The organism is Actinomyces procaprae (assembly GCF_004798665.1).
In the GTDB taxonomy this organism is placed as follows: Bacteria; Actinomycetota; Actinomycetes; order Actinomycetales; family Actinomycetaceae; genus Actinomyces; species Actinomyces procaprae.
This window is the reverse complement of the sequence record NZ_CP039292.1, coordinates 1,481,505-1,500,535: the sequence shown is the minus strand read 5'-3', so window position 1 is coordinate 1,500,535 and position 19,031 is coordinate 1,481,505. Positions and strand designations below refer to the sequence as shown.

Annotated in this window: 15 protein-coding genes and 1 tRNA gene; 5 read left to right on the top strand and 11 right to left on the bottom strand. The window is 69.3% G+C overall.

Features of this window, described 5'->3' with window-relative positions:
- Positions 1-115: 115 nt before the first annotated feature.
- Positions 116-913 carry a hypothetical protein gene (locus E4J16_RS05955; protein WP_136313508.1) on the bottom strand — a complete coding sequence of 266 codons (798 nt, stop codon included), beginning with the start codon at positions 911-913 and terminating at the stop codon, positions 116-118.
- Positions 914-988: 75 nt separating this feature from the next.
- On the opposite strand from E4J16_RS05955, the gene E4J16_RS05950 reads away from it, so the two are divergent.
- Entirely contained in the window at positions 989-1,273 is a 285-nt protein-coding gene (locus E4J16_RS05950; protein WP_073332442.1) for a YciI family protein, read from the top strand.
- 34 nt (positions 1,274-1,307) lie between these two features.
- Here the strand turns inward: E4J16_RS05950 and E4J16_RS05945 are convergent, their stop codons facing one another.
- The 9 genes from E4J16_RS05945 to polA form a co-directional block, all read right to left on the bottom strand.
- Positions 1,308-3,788 (bottom strand): HAD-IC family P-type ATPase, encoded by a 2,481-nt coding sequence (locus tag E4J16_RS05945; RefSeq protein WP_136313507.1) that lies wholly within the window; start codon positions 3,786-3,788, stop codon positions 1,308-1,310.
- 78 nt (positions 3,789-3,866) lie between these two features.
- On the bottom strand, positions 3,867-4,934 hold the full coding sequence (locus tag E4J16_RS05940; protein WP_136313506.1) for a TerC/Alx family metal homeostasis membrane protein: 1,068 nt from the start codon (positions 4,932-4,934) through the stop codon (positions 3,867-3,869).
- Between the two features lie 311 nt (positions 4,935-5,245).
- Positions 5,246-7,342, bottom strand: a complete 2,097-nt coding sequence (gene uvrB, locus E4J16_RS05935; protein ID WP_136193937.1) for an excinuclease ABC subunit UvrB — start codon at positions 7,340-7,342, stop codon at positions 5,246-5,248.
- Positions 7,343-7,400: 58 nt separating this feature from the next.
- Positions 7,401-8,039, bottom strand: coding sequence for a dephospho-CoA kinase (gene coaE, locus E4J16_RS05930; protein ID WP_136193948.1), 639 nt, complete (start codon positions 8,037-8,039; stop codon positions 7,401-7,403).
- Positions 8,040-8,086: 47 nt separating this feature from the next.
- On the bottom strand, positions 8,087-8,788 hold the full coding sequence (locus E4J16_RS05925; protein ID WP_136313505.1) for a transcriptional initiation protein Tat: 702 nt from the start codon (positions 8,786-8,788) through the stop codon (positions 8,087-8,089).
- An 85-nt stretch (positions 8,789-8,873) separates the two neighbouring features.
- On the bottom strand, positions 8,874-9,191 hold the full coding sequence (locus tag E4J16_RS05920; RefSeq protein WP_136193935.1) for a DMT family transporter: 318 nt from the start codon (positions 9,189-9,191) through the stop codon (positions 8,874-8,876).
- 105 nt (positions 9,192-9,296) lie between these two features.
- On the bottom strand, positions 9,297-11,021 hold the full coding sequence (locus tag E4J16_RS05915) for a hypothetical protein (protein WP_338028885.1): 1,725 nt from the start codon (positions 11,019-11,021) through the stop codon (positions 9,297-9,299).
- 128 nt (positions 11,022-11,149) lie between these two features.
- On the bottom strand, positions 11,150-12,601 hold the full coding sequence (gene rpsA / locus E4J16_RS05910) for a 30S ribosomal protein S1 (RefSeq protein WP_136193933.1): 1,452 nt from the start codon (positions 12,599-12,601) through the stop codon (positions 11,150-11,152).
- Between the two features lie 240 nt (positions 12,602-12,841).
- Entirely contained in the window at positions 12,842-15,556 is a 2,715-nt protein-coding gene (gene polA / locus E4J16_RS05905) for a DNA polymerase I (RefSeq protein ID WP_240038408.1), read from the bottom strand.
- Positions 15,557-15,645: 89 nt separating this feature from the next.
- On the opposite strand from polA, the gene E4J16_RS05900 reads away from it, so the two are divergent.
- The gene (locus tag E4J16_RS05900) at positions 15,646-16,170 is read left to right on the top strand and encodes a PaaI family thioesterase (protein WP_136193931.1); all 525 of its coding nucleotides are present in this window, start codon (positions 15,646-15,648) and stop codon (positions 16,168-16,170) included.
- Between the two features lie 48 nt (positions 16,171-16,218).
- Here the strand turns inward: E4J16_RS05900 and E4J16_RS05895 are convergent, their stop codons facing one another.
- Positions 16,219-16,830, bottom strand: coding sequence for an ANTAR domain-containing response regulator (locus E4J16_RS05895; RefSeq protein WP_136193930.1), 612 nt, complete (start codon positions 16,828-16,830; stop codon positions 16,219-16,221).
- Between the two features lie 66 nt (positions 16,831-16,896).
- Here E4J16_RS05895 and E4J16_RS05890 point away from each other — a divergent pair.
- The 3 genes from E4J16_RS05890 (at position 16,897) to E4J16_RS05880 (ending at position 19,014) form a co-directional block, all read left to right on the top strand.
- Positions 16,897-16,970 (top strand) — tRNA-Leu (locus E4J16_RS05890).
- Positions 16,971-17,501: 531 nt separating this feature from the next.
- On the top strand, positions 17,502-18,059 hold the full coding sequence (locus tag E4J16_RS05885) for a TetR/AcrR family transcriptional regulator (RefSeq protein ID WP_147680071.1): 558 nt from the start codon (positions 17,502-17,504) through the stop codon (positions 18,057-18,059).
- A gap of 70 nt (positions 18,060-18,129) precedes the next feature.
- Positions 18,130-19,014, top strand: a complete 885-nt coding sequence (locus E4J16_RS05880) for a dimethylarginine dimethylaminohydrolase family protein (protein WP_136313503.1) — start codon at positions 18,130-18,132, stop codon at positions 19,012-19,014.
- The last annotated feature ends 17 nt before the right edge of the window (positions 19,015-19,031 follow it).

Genomic DNA, 19,031 nt, shown 5'->3' with positions numbered 1-19,031 from the left:
TCGGCAGCACTCCTGCCGCAGCCCGAGACACCACACCCCCAAACCGGAAGAGCCGGATAAGCTCCGGATCGTCCCCGCCATGTGGCGGCTCGGACGGCTCCATAAGCCAGCCCCGTCAGCGGTTGATCAGAAACACCGGCTCCGGAGATTGCGCTGAGCCATCAACGAGCACATAGCCGATCCCGTCCAGGCAGAAGTTCGCGATCTCAACGCTTCCGTCCTCCGGATAGACCTCAGCGGCGCCCTCACGCGCAGGACCCACGGGGTGCGAGTCTGCGTAGGCCTGCACTGCGCCGATGGGATCGACCACCTTCAGCGCGGTGTCGAGCTGGAGTACCAAGTGCCAGTCCCCTCCTTCGGTGAGAACCGTGCCGCCGGAGTACCGGAAGGCCACGGTCCCGTTCGCCGTCCAGTAGGGAAGGCCGCCGACCTTGGTCTGGAGCGCGAAGTTGAAGTCGTGCGGGTACGCAATACTTTCCGGCAAAGCGTCATGCCGGGCATCGAAGAACGCGGGCTCCAGGGATGCATCCACGCCGTCGTCATGCTCGCGCCACCGCCGTGCCCACAGTTCAAGCAACACCGGAGTGCCCTCGGGCGTAGCAACTGCTATGTCACTCAGTTCACCGAAGCCGACCAGCTCAACGCAGTTGCGGCCCGTGCCCGGCTCCCAGAAGGCACAGACACTGCCGCGCTCGCACTTGAACACGAACATGACCTGATCCGCAGGCATGTGAGGTAACTGCGCCGACTCCCCGGCCTGGAGGAGGAAGGACATCGGCAATCCGCACTCGGCGCACAACGGCCAATCCCTGCCGACAGGCCAGCCGAGCGGCAGACCACCCACCTTCACGACCTCGCGGGGAACCGGCGACTGCGGCGCCTCGATAGTCCACTCCGGAATACGGCTCAGCATGGCGCGAGCGTAGCCGATCGAGGACGCGAATCCCGGAGGCCGACGTCCGGGCCGGAGGATGGCTAGGCTGACGGCATGAGCAAGATCTTCGCCGTCGAGTACCACTACGTCACCGACCAGGACGAGGCCATGGCCGACCTCCGCCCCACCCACCGCGCCTTCAACGCCGCGCTGGCCGAGCAGGACCGGCTGCTCGCCGCCGGCCCCTACGTGGGCACGCACGACGCGCTCATCGTGGTGCGCGCCGACGACGCCGCCGGCGCCCTGGCCCTGCTGGAGGAGGACCCCTTCAACCAGGCGGGCTTCATCGCCGAGCGCATCCCCCACGAGTGGAACCCGGTGATCGGCGTCCTGGCCTGAGGGCCGGAGCCGACGCCCACCGCCCGCGCCCGGCTCAGTTCACCAGGCCCCGGGCGTGCAGGTATGCGACCAGGCGCGGGCGCAGCAGGTATACCGCCTCAATGCCTGCCACGGCGGCAGCGGACACAGCCAGGATGATCCACCAGGTGCCCGCCGCGGGCCAGGCCAGCAGGAAGAAGGCGCGCACGGCGGGCACGAACACGCCCAGCACCGCGATGCCCGCCATCGCCGCCACCAGGCCGAGTCGCCATCCCAGCAGCGGCCGGGCCGTCAGGGTGAGCAGCCACAGTCCGGAGCACACCAGCACCAGGGTCGCGCCGGTGGTCACCTGCTCGCTCGAAACCCCCACGGCCACCAGCCAGGTACGGGCCGCCAGGGTGGCGCAGCCGGCCACCAGCCCGGCCGGCACCGCCAGGGTCAGCACCCGCCCCAGGAAGCCGGCCCGGTAGCGGCGGCTATTGGGCGCCAGCGCGAGGATGAAGGCCGGGATACCGATCGTCAGCGAGGACACGATCGTCAGCTGCCGCGGCAGGAACGGGTAGGCGATGGCGGTCAGGGAGACGACCACGGCGATCAGCGAAGCGTAGACGGTCTTGGCCAGGAACAGGGAGGCGATGCGCTCGGTGTTGGCCATGACCCGCCGCCCCTGCGCCACCACGCCCGGCAGGGCGGAGAACTCCCCCTTGAGCAGCACCAGGCGGGCGACCGCCTTGGTGGCGGGCGCCCCGTTGCCCATGGCGATGCCCAGGTCGGCGTCCTTCAGGGCGAGGGCGTCGTTGACGCCGTCGCCGGTCATGGCCACCACCCGGCCCCGCGACTTGAGCGCCCGCACGAAGGCGCACTTCTGCTCGGGAGTCACCCGCCCCAGCACGCTCGCGCCCTCCAGGACCTCGGCCAGGCGCTCGGCCTCCGGACCGTCCGGGTCCGCCTCCTGCGGCAGGGTGCGGGCGTCGACGGCGACCGGAGCCCCGCCGTCCGGGCCGGTCACGCCCGCCCGACGGGCGACGGCGGCCACGGTGTCCGGGTTGTCCCCGGAGATCACCTTCACCTCTACGCCCTGCTGCCGGAAGTAGTCGAGGGTCCGGGCGGCGTCGGGGCGAATCTCCTCGGCCAGCACCACCAGCGCCGCCGGCTCCAGTCCGCCGGGCAGCAGGTGGTCGTCGGCGCCGGTGCCGCAGGACTCGCCGGAGCGGGCCAGAGCCACCACCCGGGCGCCGTCGGCGGCGCGCTCGCGTACCCGCGCCAGCGCGGCCTCGGCTCCGGGAGTCCTGGCCAGGACGATCTCGGGGGCGCCCAGCACCCAGGTGACGCCGTCGTAGCGGACGGCCGACCACTTGCGGCGTGAGGAGAAGGGCACGGCGGCCTCCACCGCGCGGGCCCCGGCCGCGGCGGCCTGCTCCCCCAGGTACCGCTGGTCCACCAGTCCGCGGGCGATGGCGACGGCGGTGGCGTTGGGGTCCTCGCCGTCGCTGAGGGCGGCCAGGGCCTCCAGCACCGCCCGGGGCGGGGGGCCGCCGTCGGGGCCGGCGACCTCCTCCAGGCGGATAGCGCCGGTGGTGATGGTGCCGGTCTTGTCCAGGCACAGGGTGTCCACGCGGGCCAGCACCTCCACGGCGGGCAGCTCCTGCACCAGCACGTTGCGGCGGGCCAGGGCCAGGGAGGCGGTGGCGAAGTTGACGGAGGTGAGCAGCACCAGGCCCTGCGGCACCATGCCGATCACGCCGGCGATTCCGGCAACCAGCGCGACGCGCCACTGCCCGGAGGCCAGTGCCTGCGCCACACCGCCGTTCTGCCGCAGCTGCGACCACACCAGGAGCAGCGCCACGGGCACGATCACCCAGGAGATCCAGCGCAGCACCCGGTTGGTGCCCTCCTGCAGCTCGGAGGTGACCACCGAGTAGCGGCGGGCCTCCCGGGCCAGCCGGCGGGCGTAGGCGTCGGCGCCGACCGCGGTGGTGCGTACCAGGGCGGTGCCTGCGGTGACGGTGGTGCCGGACATGACCCGGTCGTCGGCGTCGGGGCGCACCGGGTCGGACTCGCCGGTGAGGATGGACTCGTCCAGCTCCAGGTTGTCGCTGGTCAGCACCACGGCGTCGGCGGGTACCTGCTCGCCGCTGCGCAGCCGCAGCACGTCGTCGAGCACCACCGCGGCCACGTCCACGTCCTGCTCGACGCCGTCGCGCAGCACGTGGGCGCGCGGCGCGTCCAGCACGGACAGGCGGTCCAGGGCCCGCTTGGCGCGTACCTCCGCAATGGTGCCGGTGGCCGTGTTCAGCAGCAGCACGAAGCCGAATAGGGCGTCCTTCCAGGAGCCGAACAGCAGGATCAGCACCAGGGCGGCGCCCAGGATGGCGTTGAAGATCGTGAAGACGTTGGCGCGCAGGATCGCGGCGGCCGAACGGGAGGTGGTGTCCCGGTAGGCGTTGGTCTGTCCGGCGCGCACGCGCTCGGCTACCTCGCCCGCCGTCAGCCCGGTCGTATCCGCGGCTCCGGCTGTGGCGGCGGGCGCAGTCATGAAATGTGTCCTGGTCACGGGGTCAGCATGTACTACCCGACCCGGAACTTCCTGAGAGGCTCTCAGCGTGTTCTCGGCTCAGGCGCCGGACTGCGCCGTGACCGCGTCCCCGGACTCGGCAATGCCAACGCCCTCGCCTGCGGCCTCCCGTGCGGCCCGGCGGGCCCGGTGCCGGGAGACGAGCACGGAGGCGACCACGGTGATCAGGATGACCACCACGATGAAGCCGAGCGAGGTGCCGATCTCCGGCTCGGGGACTACCTCCCAGGGCTCGCCGCCGTTGATGAACGGCACCTCGTTGGTGTGCAGGGCGTGGTTGACCAGCTTGAAGCCGATGAAGGCCAGGATGGCGGCAAGTCCGTAGTGCAGGTAGATGAGCCGGTCCAGCAGCCCGTCGATCAGGAAGTACAGCTGCCGCAGGCCCAGCAGGGAGAAGGCGTTCGCGGCGAAGACCAGGTAGGGCTCACTGGTCAGCGAGTAAATCGCCGGAATGGAGTCGACGGCGAACATGACGTCCGCGGTGCCGATGGCGATCACGCACAGCAGCATGGGGGTGATCATGGTGCGGCCGGCGTGCCGGTGGATGAGCTTGCCAGCGACGAATCCGTCAGTCATGGGCACAACCTTGGCCACCAGGCGCACGAAGCCGGTGGGGTGGTACTCCTCATCCTCGTGCGCGTCGGGCTCCTCCACACCCTCACGGGCCTGGGAGAAGGCGGTCCACAGCAGCCAGGCACCGAACAGGTAGAAGATCCAGGAGAAGTTCTCAATCAGGGCCGCCCCGGCCAGGATGAATGCGAGCCGCAGGAACAGGGAGATGATGATGCCGGCCAGCAGCACCTCCTGCTGGTACCTCCGGGGCACCCGGAAGGCGGCGATCATGATGACGAACACGAACAGGTTGTCGATGCTCAGCGCCTTCTCGGTGATGTACCCGGCGAAGTACTCCTGGCCGTAGGTGCCGCCCCAAATCGCCCAGACGATCCCGCCGAAGACCACTGCCATCGCGATATAGCCGATCGACCACTGGGCCGCCTCTTTGAGAGTGGGCTCGTGCGGGGTACGTACGTGACCGACGATGTCGATCGTGATCATCGTGATGATGATGGCGGCCAGGGCGAGCCAGCCGAGGGCGTGGACATCCACTGCTTGTACCTCCGGTACGGTCGGGTACCGGAGGTCTCCTCCCGCCAGGGGCGCTGACTGCGCTCATCATCTGGCCTGCGACGCCGGGGGCCGGGGCTGCCGCGGTGCGGTGCCGTTCCGGGCCGCCGTGATGACGACGTCGCCGTTGCTGGGAGTACTCCCCTCCGTATGAGCTTGTGCCCCCGAGTCTATCGCCGCGGGGTGCCGGAGCCGCCACCCCCGCGCGGCCCGAAACGGTGTGTGCTTGCCGACGTCGACGACGCCGCGGCCCGCCACGCAGCACGCCCGGGCGCGGCGGACGCACCGCCGCTTCAGGCGGTGGCCCGCATGTCCCGCAGTTCCTTCTTCAGGTCCTGGATCTCATCGCGCAGGCGGGCGGCCAGCTCGAAGTGCAGGTCCTCCGCGGCGGCGTGCATCTGGTCGGTCAGCTCCTGGATCAGCCCCGCCAGGTCGGACTGGGCCGTCCCGGCGAGCTTCTCGCGCACGGTCGCCTCGGCCGCCTGCTTGCGGCGGGAGACGACCTGCTTCTCCTCGTGCCCGCGGTAGCCGCCGGCCAGCAGCTCGGCGGTGTCCACGTCCTCCCGGGCGAGCATGTCGGTGACGTCTGCGATCTTCTTGCGCAGCGGCTGCGGGTCGATGCCGTGCTCGGCGTTGTAGGCCAGCTGCTTGGTGCGGCGCCGCTCCGTCTCCTCAATGGCCTCGGCCATGGCGGGGGTGACCTGGTCGGCGTACATGTGCACCTCACCGGAGACGTTGCGGGCGGCCCGCCCAATCGTCTGAATCAGGGAGGTGGAGGAGCGTAGGAAGCCCTCCTTGTCGGCGTCGAGGATCGCCACCAGTGAGACCTCCGGCAGGTCCAGGCCCTCGCGCAGCAGGTTGATGCCGACCAGCACGTCGAACTCCCCCAGCCGCAGCGAGCGGAGGATCTCCACACGGCGCAGCGTGTCGACGTCGGAGTGCAGGTACTCCACGCGCACGCCCCGGTCGGCGAGGTACGTGGTCAGGTCCTCGGCCATGCGCTTGGTCAGGGTGGTGACCAGGACGCGCTCGTGCCTGTCTACACGACGACGCACCTCCTCGAGCAGGTCGTCGATCTGCCCCTCGGTGGGCTTGACCACGATCTTGGGGTCCACCAGCCCGGTGGGCCGGATGATCTGCTCCACCACACCGTCGGCGCGGCGGGTCTCATACTCGCCGGGGGTGGCGGACAGGTAGACGGTCTGCCCGACCCGGTCCTCGAACTCGGCGAAGGTCAGGGGCCGGTTGTCCAGGGCGGAGGGCAGCCGGAAACCGTGCTCCACCAGGGTGCGCTTACGCGAGGCGTCACCCTCGTGCATGGCGCCGATCTGGGGGACGGTCACGTGGGACTCGTCGATCACCAGCAGGAAGTCCTCCGGGAAGTAGTCCAGCAGCGTGTTGGGGGGCGTGCCCGGGGAGCGGCCGTCGATGTGCATCGAGTAGTTCTCCACGCCGGAGCAGGAGCCGATCTGGCGTAGCATCTCCAGGTCATAGGTGGTGCGCATGCGCAGGCGCTGCGCCTCCAGCAGCTTGCCGTCGCGCTCCAGCACCGCCAGGCGGTCGGCCAGTTCCTCCTCAATGCCGGCGATGGCCCGCTCCATGCGCTCGGGGCCCGCCACGTAGTGCGATGCCGGAAACACGAACACCTCATCGACCCGGTCGATCACGTCCCCGGTGACCGGGTGCAGGGTGGCCAGGGCGTCGATCTCGTCGCCGAAGAACTCCACCCGGATGGCCAGCTCCTCATACATGGGGATGATCTCCACCGTGTCCCCGCGTACCCGGAAGGTGCCGCGGGTGAAGTCGATGTCGTTGCGGGTGTACTGCATGGTGACGAAGCGGCGCAGCAGCTCGTCGCGGTCGATCTGCTCCCCCACGCGCAGGGGCGTCATGCGGTCGACGTACTCCTGGGGTGTGCCCAGGCCGTAGATGCAGGACACGGAGGAGACCACCACCACGTCTCGGCGGGTGAGCAGGGAGTTGGTGGCGGAGTGCCGCAGCCGCTCGACCTCGTCGTTGATGGAGGAGTCCTTCTCAATGAAGGTGTCCGTCTGGGGGACGTAGGCCTCCGGCTGGTAGTAGTCGTAGTAGGAGACGAAGTACTCCACCGCGTTGTTCGGCAGTAGTTCACGGAACTCGGCGGCCATCTGGGCGGCGAGGGTCTTGTTGGGCTCCAGGATGAGGGTCGGGCGCTGCACCTGCTCCACCAGCCACGCCGTGGTTGCGGACTTGCCGGTGCCGGTGGCGCCCAGCAGCACGATGTCCTTCTCCCCCGCGTTCAGCCGCTCGGTGAGCTCGGCGATGGCGGCGGGCTGGTCGCCCGACGGGGTGTAGGGGCTGATGACCTCGAAGGGCTTGTCGGCGCGGCGCAGGTCGGTGACAGGACGCATGGCCCCAAGGCTACGCGGCAGCCGCTAGGGTCGTACGGGTGCAGGCGGCTGTGGACCGCTAGTCAGCTGCGGGCGCAAGCTGTTCCGTCCACAGCCGCGATACAGCCATGGCCAGTTCCTCCAGGGTTCCGGAATTGCAGACCACGACGTCGGCGACGGCGCGCCGTTCGGCGTCGGATGCCTGCGAGGCGATGCGCGCCAGGGCCTGCTCACGCTCCAGGCCGCGGCGCTCTAGACGTTCCAGGCGGGTCTCCAGCTCCGCCTCGACCACCACGACGACGTCGAACATGCCCCCCATCTGCCCCTCAACCAGCAGGGGCACGTCGTAGACGGCCACCTGTCCGGCCGGTACGGATTCCAGGCGCGCCCAGGCCTCGGCGGCCACCAGCGGCAGGATGATCTCCTCCAGGCGGGCGCGGCGTAGCGGGTCCGCGAAGACGATCCGGCCCAGCGCGGCACGGTCCAGGGCGCCGTCGGCATTGAGCAGCTCCTGCCCGAACTCGGCCACCACGGCGTTCAGGCCATCGGTGCCGGGGGCGACCACCTCTCGGGAGATGGCGTCGGCCGCCACGACCACGGCTCCGTGTGCGGCCAGCAGGCGAGCAACCTCGGACTTGCCGGCGCCGATGCCGCCGGTCAGCCCGACGTACAGGGCGCGCCCGGTGGGCCGCCGGTGGCGGAGCGGTGAAGCATGCATGGTCGTGCTCATGGCCCCATCATGCCCGTCTTGTCACACATACACGGTTAGAGTTCGGATCCGCCCCACTCCACCAGCGTGAAACCGGTGCGTCGCATCGGGGTGGGCGGCTCCTGTTCGGGAACCGGGTGGCTTGGCGCATCTCCGATTACGAGGTACAGGCGAATGAACGTGTCCGGGATGATCTCCCGCCCGGCGGCATCGGTGAGCGTGTACCGGGCCATGGCTGCGTACTGCTCGGTGGCCACCGTCACCAGGGTCTGTTCGCGGGCGGCGATCCGGGGCGCCCAGTAGGTGATCAGGTCCGCGGCCTCGAGGTCGTTGAGCCCCGTGGCGGCTGCCAGTTCCTCCAGGAACCGGTTGGCGTCTGCCGCCGCTACCACGGCTCCTGCTTCCTGCGACAGGGCAGGCCGAGACCTCCCCTCCCAGAACAAGTACGGGTAGCTGCGCCCGGAGGAGTCGGTGAGCACGCCGTCGGGTCTCGCCGTCACCTCCCACTCGACCCGGCCGCCGTCGGCCGGCGCGTCCGGATACAGGTGTGTGAGTTCGCCGTCATAGTCGAGGCGCACGCTCAGGTCCATGGTGGTTTCGGGATAGATGTACAGGACCGGCTTCTCGACTCCCTGGTCGGCCGCGCAGCCCGTCAGCGCTATGGCTCCCGATCCGGCCAGTCCCAGCAGCGCCGCGCCGATGGCTGTGCGCCTGCTGACCCCCGGGCCGAGACGATGCGCCGATTGACACGCGGCCATGAGGCCTCCTTGGACAATGCAGTGAATACGCAACGGTCACGTATTACGAACAGGCTACCATCCGAGCGTGGCGGTCGGCGTCTGTTCAGTGGTCGATGAGCTTCAAGCCGACGACACATGCGACCAGCCCCATGAGCAACAGTACCCGCGCCAGGGAAGCCGCCTCCGCGCCGGTGGCCATGGCCCACGTGGCCGTCGTCGCCGCGCCCACCGCGGTCCATACGGCGTAACCGGTGCCAACGGGGATTTCCCGAAGCGCGTAGGCGAGTCCGCCCATGGAGGTCAGGCAGGCGGCCAGGAACACCAGTGTGGGAACCAGCCGGGACAAGCCCTCCGAACGGCTCAGGGCAGTGGCCCAGACTGCCTCCAACAGGCCGGAACCGATCAGAACAAGCCAGGACATGCGTGCCCCTTCCCTGGGGCCGTCCCCGAGTGGTGTCCGTAGGCTCCGGGTCGTCCCGGGCAGAGCCAGGTTAGCAGGGTGCCCGGGGATTTCCCCCACCGGCTGCTAGGCGGATAGCTCCTCCCCCGGCGCCTGCTCATCGGCGCGGTGGCGTCCGCCCCGGCCGCGCCCGTAGGGGGCGAGGCGCTCCTCGACTGCCTGGACGCGCTCGACGACGCCGCCCGGCTGCTCCTTGCAGCGCTCAAGCTCCTCGCGGCAGCGGCGGCAGGCCTCCCGTGCCGCCGGGGCACGGGAGTGATCCTCCGCGACTCCCCCGGCAACCGTCTCGGCCAGCGCGACCAGGGCAAGGCTGGACGTCTCGGGGTGCCCGACTGCATCCGTCAGGGTTCCTATCCGCTCGCCGAAACGCCCCAGCGGCCACGTGCCCATTAGCTCGCGCACTCGCTCCCAGTGCGCCGCGACGGCCGCGTGGTCCTCGCGCGCGGCCGCCGCGCGCGCCGCGGTCGCCAGACTGCCGCAGGCCAGCTCCACCCAGCCCTGAGACAGGCACAGTTCGGTGGTGTCCAGGGCCTCCCGCTCGGCACGCTCGTCGGCGCCGAGCTCCAGGAGCAGGCGAGCGAAGGCGACGCGCAGGGCCACAACCGTCTCCAGCTGGGAGTCGTCCGTCACCTCTGCCAGGGAACGGCCAACGGTCTCCGCGGTGGAGATCGCCTGCTCGTGAACCGCCTCCAGGCCGTATCCACGGGCCAGGATCAGCAGCCGGTCGACGTCGGCCAGCAGGGACCGGCGGTCCGCCAGCCGCCGGGGGTCAACGGCGGGACCGGTGACGGTGCCGTAGGAGCGGTTAGCCAGGCCGGCCGCCTCCGCGGCCATGCGGGACTCGGTCCGATAGGAGACCGCGTTGTTGCCGTTGCGCGCGTCAAAGCGTGCGGCCAGGGCACGGGCGAAGGCGGTTACGGCGTCGTACGCACGGGCGACCGTGTCCCAGCCGGTGACGGCAGGCGGCTTCACCCACGGGTTCGACCAGTTCAGGACGGAGCCGATGGCGTTGGCACCGTATCCTGCACGGTTCGCCTCCCGCAGCACCAGGCTCGTGCCGACGGCGGCGTTGAGCAGGCTCCAGCCGGACGCATCCTCGGCCGCAGTGTCCGTATGGCGCAGGCGGGCTAGCGCCCGTTCCCACTGGCCCGACAGGCCCAGGTACTCCAGCTCGTCGCCGAGCAGCCGCAGCCGCAGCTCCGCCGGCACCTCCAGGATCGCCAGCGTGGCCAGCGCATCCTCCGCCTCGACGCGTCGACGTTGCGCCAGGTACGGCAGCAGGCCGGCGGCCAGGCCCAGGGCGGTCGCAGCCGGGTCGGCGTCCGGGCGGGTCGGCACCGCCGTCGTGGTGCGAATCACGCCCGAGTAGTCGTCGTGCATGCGCGCCGTGGCCAGGGTGGCACCGAGGTCGACGGCGTCGAAGGAGAACAGGCGCGCCACGCGCAGGTTCTCCAGTGCATCGTCACTGCGGCCGTAGTAGGTGCACAGCTCCACCTCGGCGTAGCGCAGGGGCAGCACCGACATGCCCACGCCCCGCCGCGCGGCGGCGCAGGCCGCGATGGCCGCGTCGATCTCAGCGCTGGACCGGTCCGGGTCCTCCCCGAGCCCGGGCAGCCAGACACGGTCAACAGCCGATAGCGCGTCGGCAAGTTCGGCGGCGACCTCCTCCGACGGCTCGCCCACGGGAGGCTCGGCCACGACCAGCTGGTACAGCCGCTGTTGTGCCTGCAGGCTGCGTGGATCGCCCGCGTCACGGATCAACTGGGCGAGCTCATCCCAGGTCGTCATCATCACTCCCGAACTCAGTCGATTCACCTGCTTGCGAATCGAGGCCCGTCCACCTGGTGGTGGGCGGGCCTCGATCGTGATTGCTCAGCGGCCGCGAGAGCCGATATGAGCGGCCGCCTACGCGGCCTGGATCAGTTACCGGTCAGCTTCTCACGCAGCGCGGCGAGCGCCTCGTCGGACGCGAGGGTGCCGGTGGCCTCCGGCTGGGCCGAGGAGAAGGAGGTGGCGTCCGCCGGGGCGGCGTCGCCGTCCTCCTGGTCCTCCTCCAGAGCGCGGGCGACCTGGGCCTTGTGGGCCTCCCAGCGGGCCTGCGCGGCCGCGTACTCGGCCTCCCAGGCCTCCCGCTGGGCCTCGTAGCCCTCGAGCCACTCGTTGGTCTCCGGGTCGAAGCCCTCGGGGTACTTGTAGTTGCCGTTCTCGTCGTACTCGGCCGCCATGCCGTACAGCGACGGGTCGAAGTCGTCGGAGTTGGGGTCGACGCCGTCGTTGGCCTGCTTGAGCGACAGGGAGATGCGGCGACGGTCCAGGTCGATGTCGATGACCTTGACGAAGACCTCGTCACCGACCTTGACCACCTGCTCGGGCAGCTCCACGTGGCGCTGGGCCAGCTCGGAGATGTGCACCAGGCCCTCGATGCCGTCCTCGACGCGGACGAACGCGCCGAAGGGAACCAGCTTGGTGACCTTGCCGGGAACGACCTGACCGATAGCGTGCGTGCGGGCGAAGGCCTGCCACGGGTCCTCCTGGGTCGCCTTCAGCGACAGGGAGACGCGCTCGCGGTCGAAGTCGACGTCGAGCACCTCGACGGTGACCTCCTGGCCGACCTCCACAACCTCGGAGGGGTGGTCGATGTGCTTCCAGGACAGCTCGGACACGTGGACGAGGCCGTCCACGCCGCCCAGGTCCACGAAGGCACCGAAGTTGACGATGGAGGAGACCACGCCGGTACGGACCTGGCCCTTCTGCAGGGTCTGCAGGAAGTTGGTGCGGACCTCGGACTGGGTCTGCTCCAGCCAGGCGCGGCGGGACAGGACCACGTTGTTGCGGTTCTTGTCCAGTTCGATGATCTTGGCCTCGAGCTCGCGGCCGACGTAGGGCTGCAGATCACGGACGCGGCGCATCTCCACCAGGGAGGCGGGCAGGAAGCCGCGCAGGCCGACGTCGAGGATGAGGCCGCCCTTGACGACCTCGATGACGGTGCCGGAGACGACGCCGTCCTCCTCCTTGATGCGTTCGATGGTGCCCCACGCGCGCTCGTACTGGGCGCGCTTCTTGCTCAGCAGCAGGCGGCCCTCCTTGTCCTCCTTCTGGAGGACAAGGGCCTCGACGTCATCGCCGACGGAGACGATCTCCTCGGGGTCGACGTCGTGCTTGATAGACAGTTCACGAGCGAGGATGACGCCCTCGGTCTTGTAGCCGATGTCGAGGAGGACCTCATCGCGGTCAACCTTGACGACGGTGCCCTCGACGATGTCGCCGTCATCGAAGTACTTGATGGTCTCGTCGACGGCGGCGAGGATCTCCTCGGTCGAGCCGATGTCGTTGACGGCGACCGGGGCGGGGCTGGGCGTGTTGGTGGTCATTGAGTAGTTGCTCCGAATATGGACAGAAGGGTCGGGTCAATAGAGTCCACACGTCCCCCGCCGAGCGGGCCGGCCCGGACCAGCTCCGCACCGCGGTTGGACGCCTGATTCGGCGCCCAGGGGCGTGCACGCCTGACCATACCAGCACGTTCCCAATCCGTGACTTGTGGGCGTGTCACAAACCCGGCCCCCATTTGCGTGGAATTCCTCACGCCGAGCCCGAAAAAGCCCGGTTTCGGCTCAGTGGGCGGCCTCCCGCCAGGTGGTTCCGCGCCCCACGGAGACGTCCAGGGGCACCGAAAGCTCGGCGGCTGCGCCCATCCGCTCCCGCACCAGCGCCTGCACGGCCTCGTCCTCCCCCGGGGCGATCTCCAGCAGCAGCTCGTCGTGGATCTGCAGCAGGATGCGTGAGCGGAGCCCGGCGTCGGCCAGCCCCTCAGCGACATCAACCATGGCCTTCTTCACAATGTCTGCCGCACTGCCCTGGATGGGGGCGTTGAGGGCGGCGCGCTCGGCCATTTCGCGGCGCTGGCGATTGTCGCTGCTCAGGTCCGGCAGGTAGCGGCGCCGCCCGAACATGGTCTGGGTCCACCCATCGCGACGCGCCTGCTCCACCACATGCTCCAGGTAGTCGCGTACACGCCCGAAGCGTGCGAAGTAGGCCTCCCGCAGCCCGGCGGCCTCGCCGGTGTCCACGCCCAGCTGGCGCGCCAGCCCGAAGGTGGACAGCCCATAAGCCAGCCCATAGCTCATCGCCTTGACGTGGCTGCGCTGCTGGGGCGTGACCTCGTCCACGCCGATGCCATGAACCATCGCGGCGACGTAGCGGTGCAGGTCCTCCCCGGAGCGGAAGGCCTCGATCAGCGCGGCGTCCCCGGACAGGTGCGCCATGATGCGCATCTCGATCTGCGAGTAGTCGGCCGTCAGCAGGCACTCGTAGCCGGCGCCCACGGTGAAGGCCTCGCGGATACGCATACCCTCCTCGGTGCGTGCGGGTATGTTCTGCAGGTTCGGGTCGGTGGAGGACAGGCGGCCGGTAGCCGCGACGGTCTGCTGGAAGGTGGTGTGAATACGCCCGTCAGCCAAGATCGCCTTGCGCAGGCCCTCCACGGTCTGCCGCAGCTTGATGGCATCGCGATGCTGCAGCAGGTGCTCCAGGAAGGGGTGACCGGTCTTGACGTACAGGGACGCCAGGGCGTCCGCGTCGGTGGTGTAGCCGGTCTTCGTGCGGCGCGTCTTGGGCATCTTGAGCTCGTCGAACAGCACGGCTTGCAGCTGCTTGGGGCTGGAGAGGTTGAGTTCGTGCCCGGCTGCCGCGAAGGCGCCCTCGGCGGCGTGGGTCACCCGCGCGTCGAGCTCGGTCTGGCGCGCGGCCAGGACGGCATCGTCCACGGCGATGCCGGCGTCCTCCATCTGCGTCAGGGTCGCCGCCACCGGCATCTCCAGGTCCCGGAACAGGTCCAGGACGCCACGCTGGCCCATTTGCTCCTCCAGGGCACGCTGCAGGGGCAGGAGCACGGCGGCCCTGCGGGCGGCTGCCAGTGCCGCAGCCGTCGGGGCGTCGTCGGCCAGGGCGTCCAGGTCGAAGGCGCTTTGCGGCTGGTCGTCGGGGGCGGCGGTGAGCGCCTCCAGGTCTATTCCGAGCCACCGCTGGGCCAGCGAGCCGACGTCGTATGCGCGCTGCTCGGGTCGGCACAGGTAGCCGGCGAGCGCGGGATCGGCGATTACGCCGTCCAGGTCAATGCCGCGGGCGTGCAGGGCGTGCCAGGCGCCCTTGGCGTCGGCGACGATCTTCGGCCTGCCGGCGTCGGCCAGCAGGGTGGACAGGGCCTGCTCATCAGCCGGATCGAGGAGGGACAGGTCCGCGACGAGCGCGACGGCGCCGTCCGAGAGCGACACCATGGTCGCGTCCCCCTGGCCGGGGTGCAGGACACCGAACACGTCAACCCCGATCGGGGCGGCCGGGTCCTGCGACGCCAGGTTGGCGTCCAGCCAAGGGCCGACGGCGCCGGGGGCGACATCGCGCCCCACCACCGCGATACCGACGGCCTTCAGACGGGCGGCCGGGGAGTCCCCGGCGTCGGCCTTCGGGGTTGCGGACACGGCGTCCGCGAAGGGAAGTATCCGCTCGGAGCGCTGCTGGAGGTTGCGGAACTCCAAGGCGTCCATGACGCGGGCGAGGGCGTCTCGGTCGGCCCCTGCCAGCTTCAGGTCGTTGGCGGGATCGAGTCCGAGGTCGAGGTCGGTCAGCAGGTGGTTGAGGCGGCGGTTTCGCAGCACGTCGTCGAGATGGTCGCGCAGGGACTGGCCCGCCTTGCCCTTGATCTCATCGGCGTGTGCGATGACGCCCTCGAGACCGTCGTACAGGCGAATCCACTTGGCGGCGGTCTTGGGCCCGACCCCGGGCACGCCCGGCAGGTTGTCGGAGGTCTCCCCCACCAGTGCCGCCAGGTGCGGGTAGCGCTCGGGCGGAACGCCGTAGCGCTCCTCCACCTCCGCCGGGGTCATACGCCGCATCGTGGAAACGCCCTTGATCGGGTACAGGACGGTGCAATGGTCCGTGACCGTCTGGAAGGAGTCACGGTCCCCGGAGCAGACGAGCACCTCCATTCCCTCTAGCTGGCCCTGAGCGGCGAGGGTGGCCAGGATGTCGTCGGCCTCGTATCCGGGTGAGGTCACGGTGGGCACGCCCATGGCCGCGAGCACATCCTGCAGCAGCTCCACCTGCCCGGCGAAGGCGGGCGGCGTCTCATCACGGGTGCTCTTGTACTCCGAGTACTCCTGGGTACGGAAGGTTCCGCCGGGCAGGTCGAAGGCGACGGCGACGTGGGTGGGTGCCTCCTGCTCCAGCAGGGACAGGAACATGGACACGAAGCCGTACACCGCGTTGGTGGACTGGCCGGTGGTCGTGGTGAAGTTCTCCGCCGGCAGCGCGTAGAAGGCGCGGAAGGCCATGGAGTGACCATCGATGAGGAGCAGGCGCCCTGCGACGTCCCGGGCGGCGGGGCTGGTCTCTTTGGTGCTCACCGTGACAGCCTAAGGGCATGAACGACACGCACCCCACATCTGCCTCCGCGGACGCGCCCGTGGCCTTCCCCGCCAAGTCCGCCCGTCCCTTCCCGGTGCCTCGTCCGTCCGGCTCCGCGGTCTCAGCCATGAGTGCCCTGGGCACGTCTGCGCCCGCAGACACTCGAGACGGCACACTGATGTCCACCCTGCGCATGGAGCTGGAGGAGCGCTCCGCGGAGCACACGGTCATCCGCATGCCGGTCGACGGCGCCCGGCAGCTCACCGGGGTGCTGCACGGAGGCGCGAGTGCGGCGCTGGTGGAGACGGCGGCATCGGTGGCGGCGCGCGAGGGTGCGCCTACGGGCACGGTGCCGGTGGGCACCGACCTGCAGGTCAGTCATCTGCGGCCGGCGCGCCGCGGCTGGGTGACCGCGGTGGCCACGCCGTTGCACCGTGGACGGCGCACTGCCGTCTACCGGGTGGAGATAAGCGACGAGGACGGGCGGGGTGTAGCCCACGGCACCCTGCGCTGCCTGTACGTCGAGCTTGATGGGGCCTGAGAGCGCCGCTGGGCCATGTGCGCTCCGGCGCGTCCTCGACGGACGCGTTCAGGACTCCTTCTTGGCTCCGCCGACCTGCTCGATGACGGCGTCGGCCACCTCACGCATGGTCAGGCGCCGGTTCATGGAGGTCTTCTGCAGCCAGCGGAAGGCCTCGGGCTCGCTCAGCCCCATGCGCTCCATGAGCAGCCCCTTGGCACGGTCGACGCGCTTGCGTGTCTCGAAGCGCTCCTGCAGGTCGGAGATCTCGGACTCCAGGGAACGGATCTCCTCGTGGCGGGACATGGCGATCTCGATGGCGGGGATGAGATCGGCCGGGGTGAAGGGCTTGACCACGTAGGCCATGGCTCCGGCGGCGCCGGCGCGCTCCACCAGTTCTGTCTGGGAGAAGGCCGTCAGCATGACCACGGCGCAGCCGTGCGCGTCGATGATGCGCTCAGCGGCGGTGATTCCGTCCAGCACCGGCATCTTCACGTCCATGACGCACAGATCGGGCTGGTGCTCCTCCGCGAGGCGGATCGCCTCCTCCCCGTTCGCGGCCTCGGCGACGACCTCATAGCCTGCATCCGTCAGGGTCTCGACGATGTCCAGGCGGATGAGAGTCTCGTCCTCGGCGACAAGGACTCTGCGGGACTTGGAAGAAGCGGACTCGTTGCTCACGGCTCGATACTAGTATGCTCGGGTCCGTCGTGAGGCCCGCACGCCGCCCCGCGTGTGAGCAACCGCGCCTCCGTAGCCCAATTGGCAGAGGCATCCGACTCAAAATCGGAGTGTTGTGGGTTCGAGTCCCACCGGAGGTACGGATTCGCCCGGAACCGCAACGAAAGCGGCTCCGGGCGATGCGTCTATCCTGTCTACTCCCATCAGAAACGAATCGAGTTCTTCCCCACCGTCGACGACGACGCCCCGCATGGTCCTGGGGGCTCACGGCCCTGGGCGCTGGAGACCGGGAGAAGGCGCCCTGGGCGAGATGGCCCGGCTCCCGCCCTATGGGCGCGGGGCGGGAGCACTGGACCAAGACGAGCCCGCGAAGCAGATCGCCCCGCGCCTTGACATCTCCTTGACACTGCCGGCCCCACAGCAAACCTCCTGTCCTCGTCCTGCCGCTGCGCAGGCGTAGGCATTCTTGGCGGACGACGAACCGACTTCTCGCGACCCGGCAGCTTGACGCGAGTTACCGGCATCACAATCGCGCCGACACCCCTAATGCCAACCGGTCTCGAGGCGAGACTTGCCTCCCGGTGAAGACTCTTGTACGTTTGCCTTGGGCGATCGTCCAAGGCAAACGTACAAGGCCGTCGCCCATCTACCAACACAGTCAGGAGGATCGCGTGCCCGATTCAGCATCGACTCGTCAGGCATTGGTCACCGCCGCACAGGAACTGGTAGTCGAGGGCGGCTGGGAGATGGTGACCACCCGCCGTGTGGCCGAGCGCGCCGCAGTCAGCCCCGGACTCGTCCACTACCACGTGGGGAGCATTGAGGCATTACGGCGCACTGCCGCATATGAGGGCGCACGAGATCTTCTGGATGGCCCATTCCAAGCGGCAATGGAGGCTCCCGACCTTCGTGAGGGACTGACATCCTTCCTCCTTCAACTCAATGTTGGACCCGCTCATCCGGGCGCCGCCCTACTGAACGAGGCGCTGATTGCGGCCACACACGACGCCGCACTGCGGCGCGACCTGGCCGCAATGTTCTCCGCCTTCCGCGCCCGCCTGGCCGAGCGACTACGCGTGCGTACCGACTCAACGACAGCGGACGCCCAGGCCAAGGCACTCGCCTTGGTGGCCGCCGTTGACGGGTTTCTGCTGCAGCGCGCATTAGATCCTGACCTTGACGCGGAACAGCTCGTCCGGGGCATAGCGCCCCTCCTCGAGCCCCGCTGACCCCTGGATTCACCCGGGCCGGCCGAACAACATCGAGCCCGCCACACCAATACCAGACCCGAGGAGCAACATGATCCAAGTGCACAACCCCAGCGACATCGCCCCCTTGAAGGAAGTGGTCGTCGGACCGTACAAGCGATTCGGATGGTGGCCACTGGTGCGCGAGACACTCCGCAGTCCGAACCCGAGCTACGCGTTCTACCTCTCCAAGAACACCGTGAGCATCCCGGATCACGACATTGCCGAGCGCGAGCACGCACAGTTCGTCTCCGTTTTGCGCGAGTCCGGGGTAGTGGTACACACGCTGGGCGTTATCGATGACGTCTCGGTACAGCTGTACCCGCGCGATATCGCCTTCGCGGTCGATGACGTCCTGTTCCTCGCCCGCTCGGCGGACCCTGTGCGCCGACGCGAGCAGCGGGCACTCTATCCGCTACTCGCAGAGGTCTCACGCGTGGTCCCCCTGGACGATGGCCACATTGAGGGCGGGGACGTCATAGTCACCGATGATGTCGTGCTCGTAGGACTGAGCGAGGCCACCGACCTCAAGGGGGTCGGCTCATTGCGGCAGGCATTCGCCCGGGCGGGTATCGATCGCGAGATCATACCCATCGAGTTCTCACACCGGGGTGTGGTCCACCTTGACACCAAGCTCACCCTCGTTGGTCCCGGCCTGGGATACATCTACTCACCCGCCCTCACGCCTCGCTCGCGCGAGCGCGTAGCACAACACCTCGAGCTGATCGAGGCCACCGAAGCGGAGACGCTCGCACTCATGGTCAACACCTTCGCACTGGCTCCCGATCACATAGTCATCGACGAGCGCGCTACCCGTCTGGAGCGTGAACTCCGTTCGCGCGGCATCACCCCAGTGCCTTTGAAGTTCAGCGAGGTCACACGCTTCCCGGGAGGCTTCCGCTGCGCGACTCTCCCCCTGATCAGGCGCCTCACCTGAGCCGCAATCACCCCCGC

Bases quoted from the DNA above. Each gene is read 5' to 3' on its own strand.
- E4J16_RS05955 (WP_136313508.1), bottom strand. From the start codon at position 913: ATGCTGAGCCGTATTCCGGAGTGGACTATCGAGGCGCCGCAGTCGCCG.
- E4J16_RS05950 (WP_073332442.1), top strand. From the start codon at position 989: ATGAGCAAGATCTTCGCCGTCGAGTACCACTACGTCACCGACCAGGAC.
- E4J16_RS05945 (WP_136313507.1), bottom strand. From the start codon at position 3,788: ATGACTGCGCCCGCCGCCACAGCCGGAGCCGCGGATACGACCGGGCTG.
- uvrB (WP_136193937.1), bottom strand. From the start codon at position 7,342: ATGCGTCCTGTCACCGACCTGCGCCGCGCCGACAAGCCCTTCGAGGTC.
- coaE (WP_136193948.1), bottom strand. From the start codon at position 8,039: ATGCATGCTTCACCGCTCCGCCACCGGCGGCCCACCGGGCGCGCCCTG.
- E4J16_RS05925 (WP_136313505.1), bottom strand. From the start codon at position 8,788: ATGGCCGCGTGTCAATCGGCGCATCGTCTCGGCCCGGGGGTCAGCAGG.
- E4J16_RS05920 (WP_136193935.1), bottom strand. From the start codon at position 9,191: ATGTCCTGGCTTGTTCTGATCGGTTCCGGCCTGTTGGAGGCAGTCTGG.
- E4J16_RS05915 (WP_338028885.1), bottom strand. From the start codon at position 11,021: ATGATGACGACCTGGGATGAGCTCGCCCAGTTGATCCGTGACGCGGGC.
- rpsA (WP_136193933.1), bottom strand. From the start codon at position 12,601: ATGACCACCAACACGCCCAGCCCCGCCCCGGTCGCCGTCAACGACATC.
- polA (WP_240038408.1), bottom strand. From the start codon at position 15,556: ATGGCCTTCCGCGCCTTCTACGCGCTGCCGGCGGAGAACTTCACCACG.
- E4J16_RS05900 (WP_136193931.1), top strand. From the start codon at position 15,646: ATGAACGACACGCACCCCACATCTGCCTCCGCGGACGCGCCCGTGGCC.
- E4J16_RS05880 (WP_136313503.1), top strand. From the start codon at position 18,130: ATGATCCAAGTGCACAACCCCAGCGACATCGCCCCCTTGAAGGAAGTG.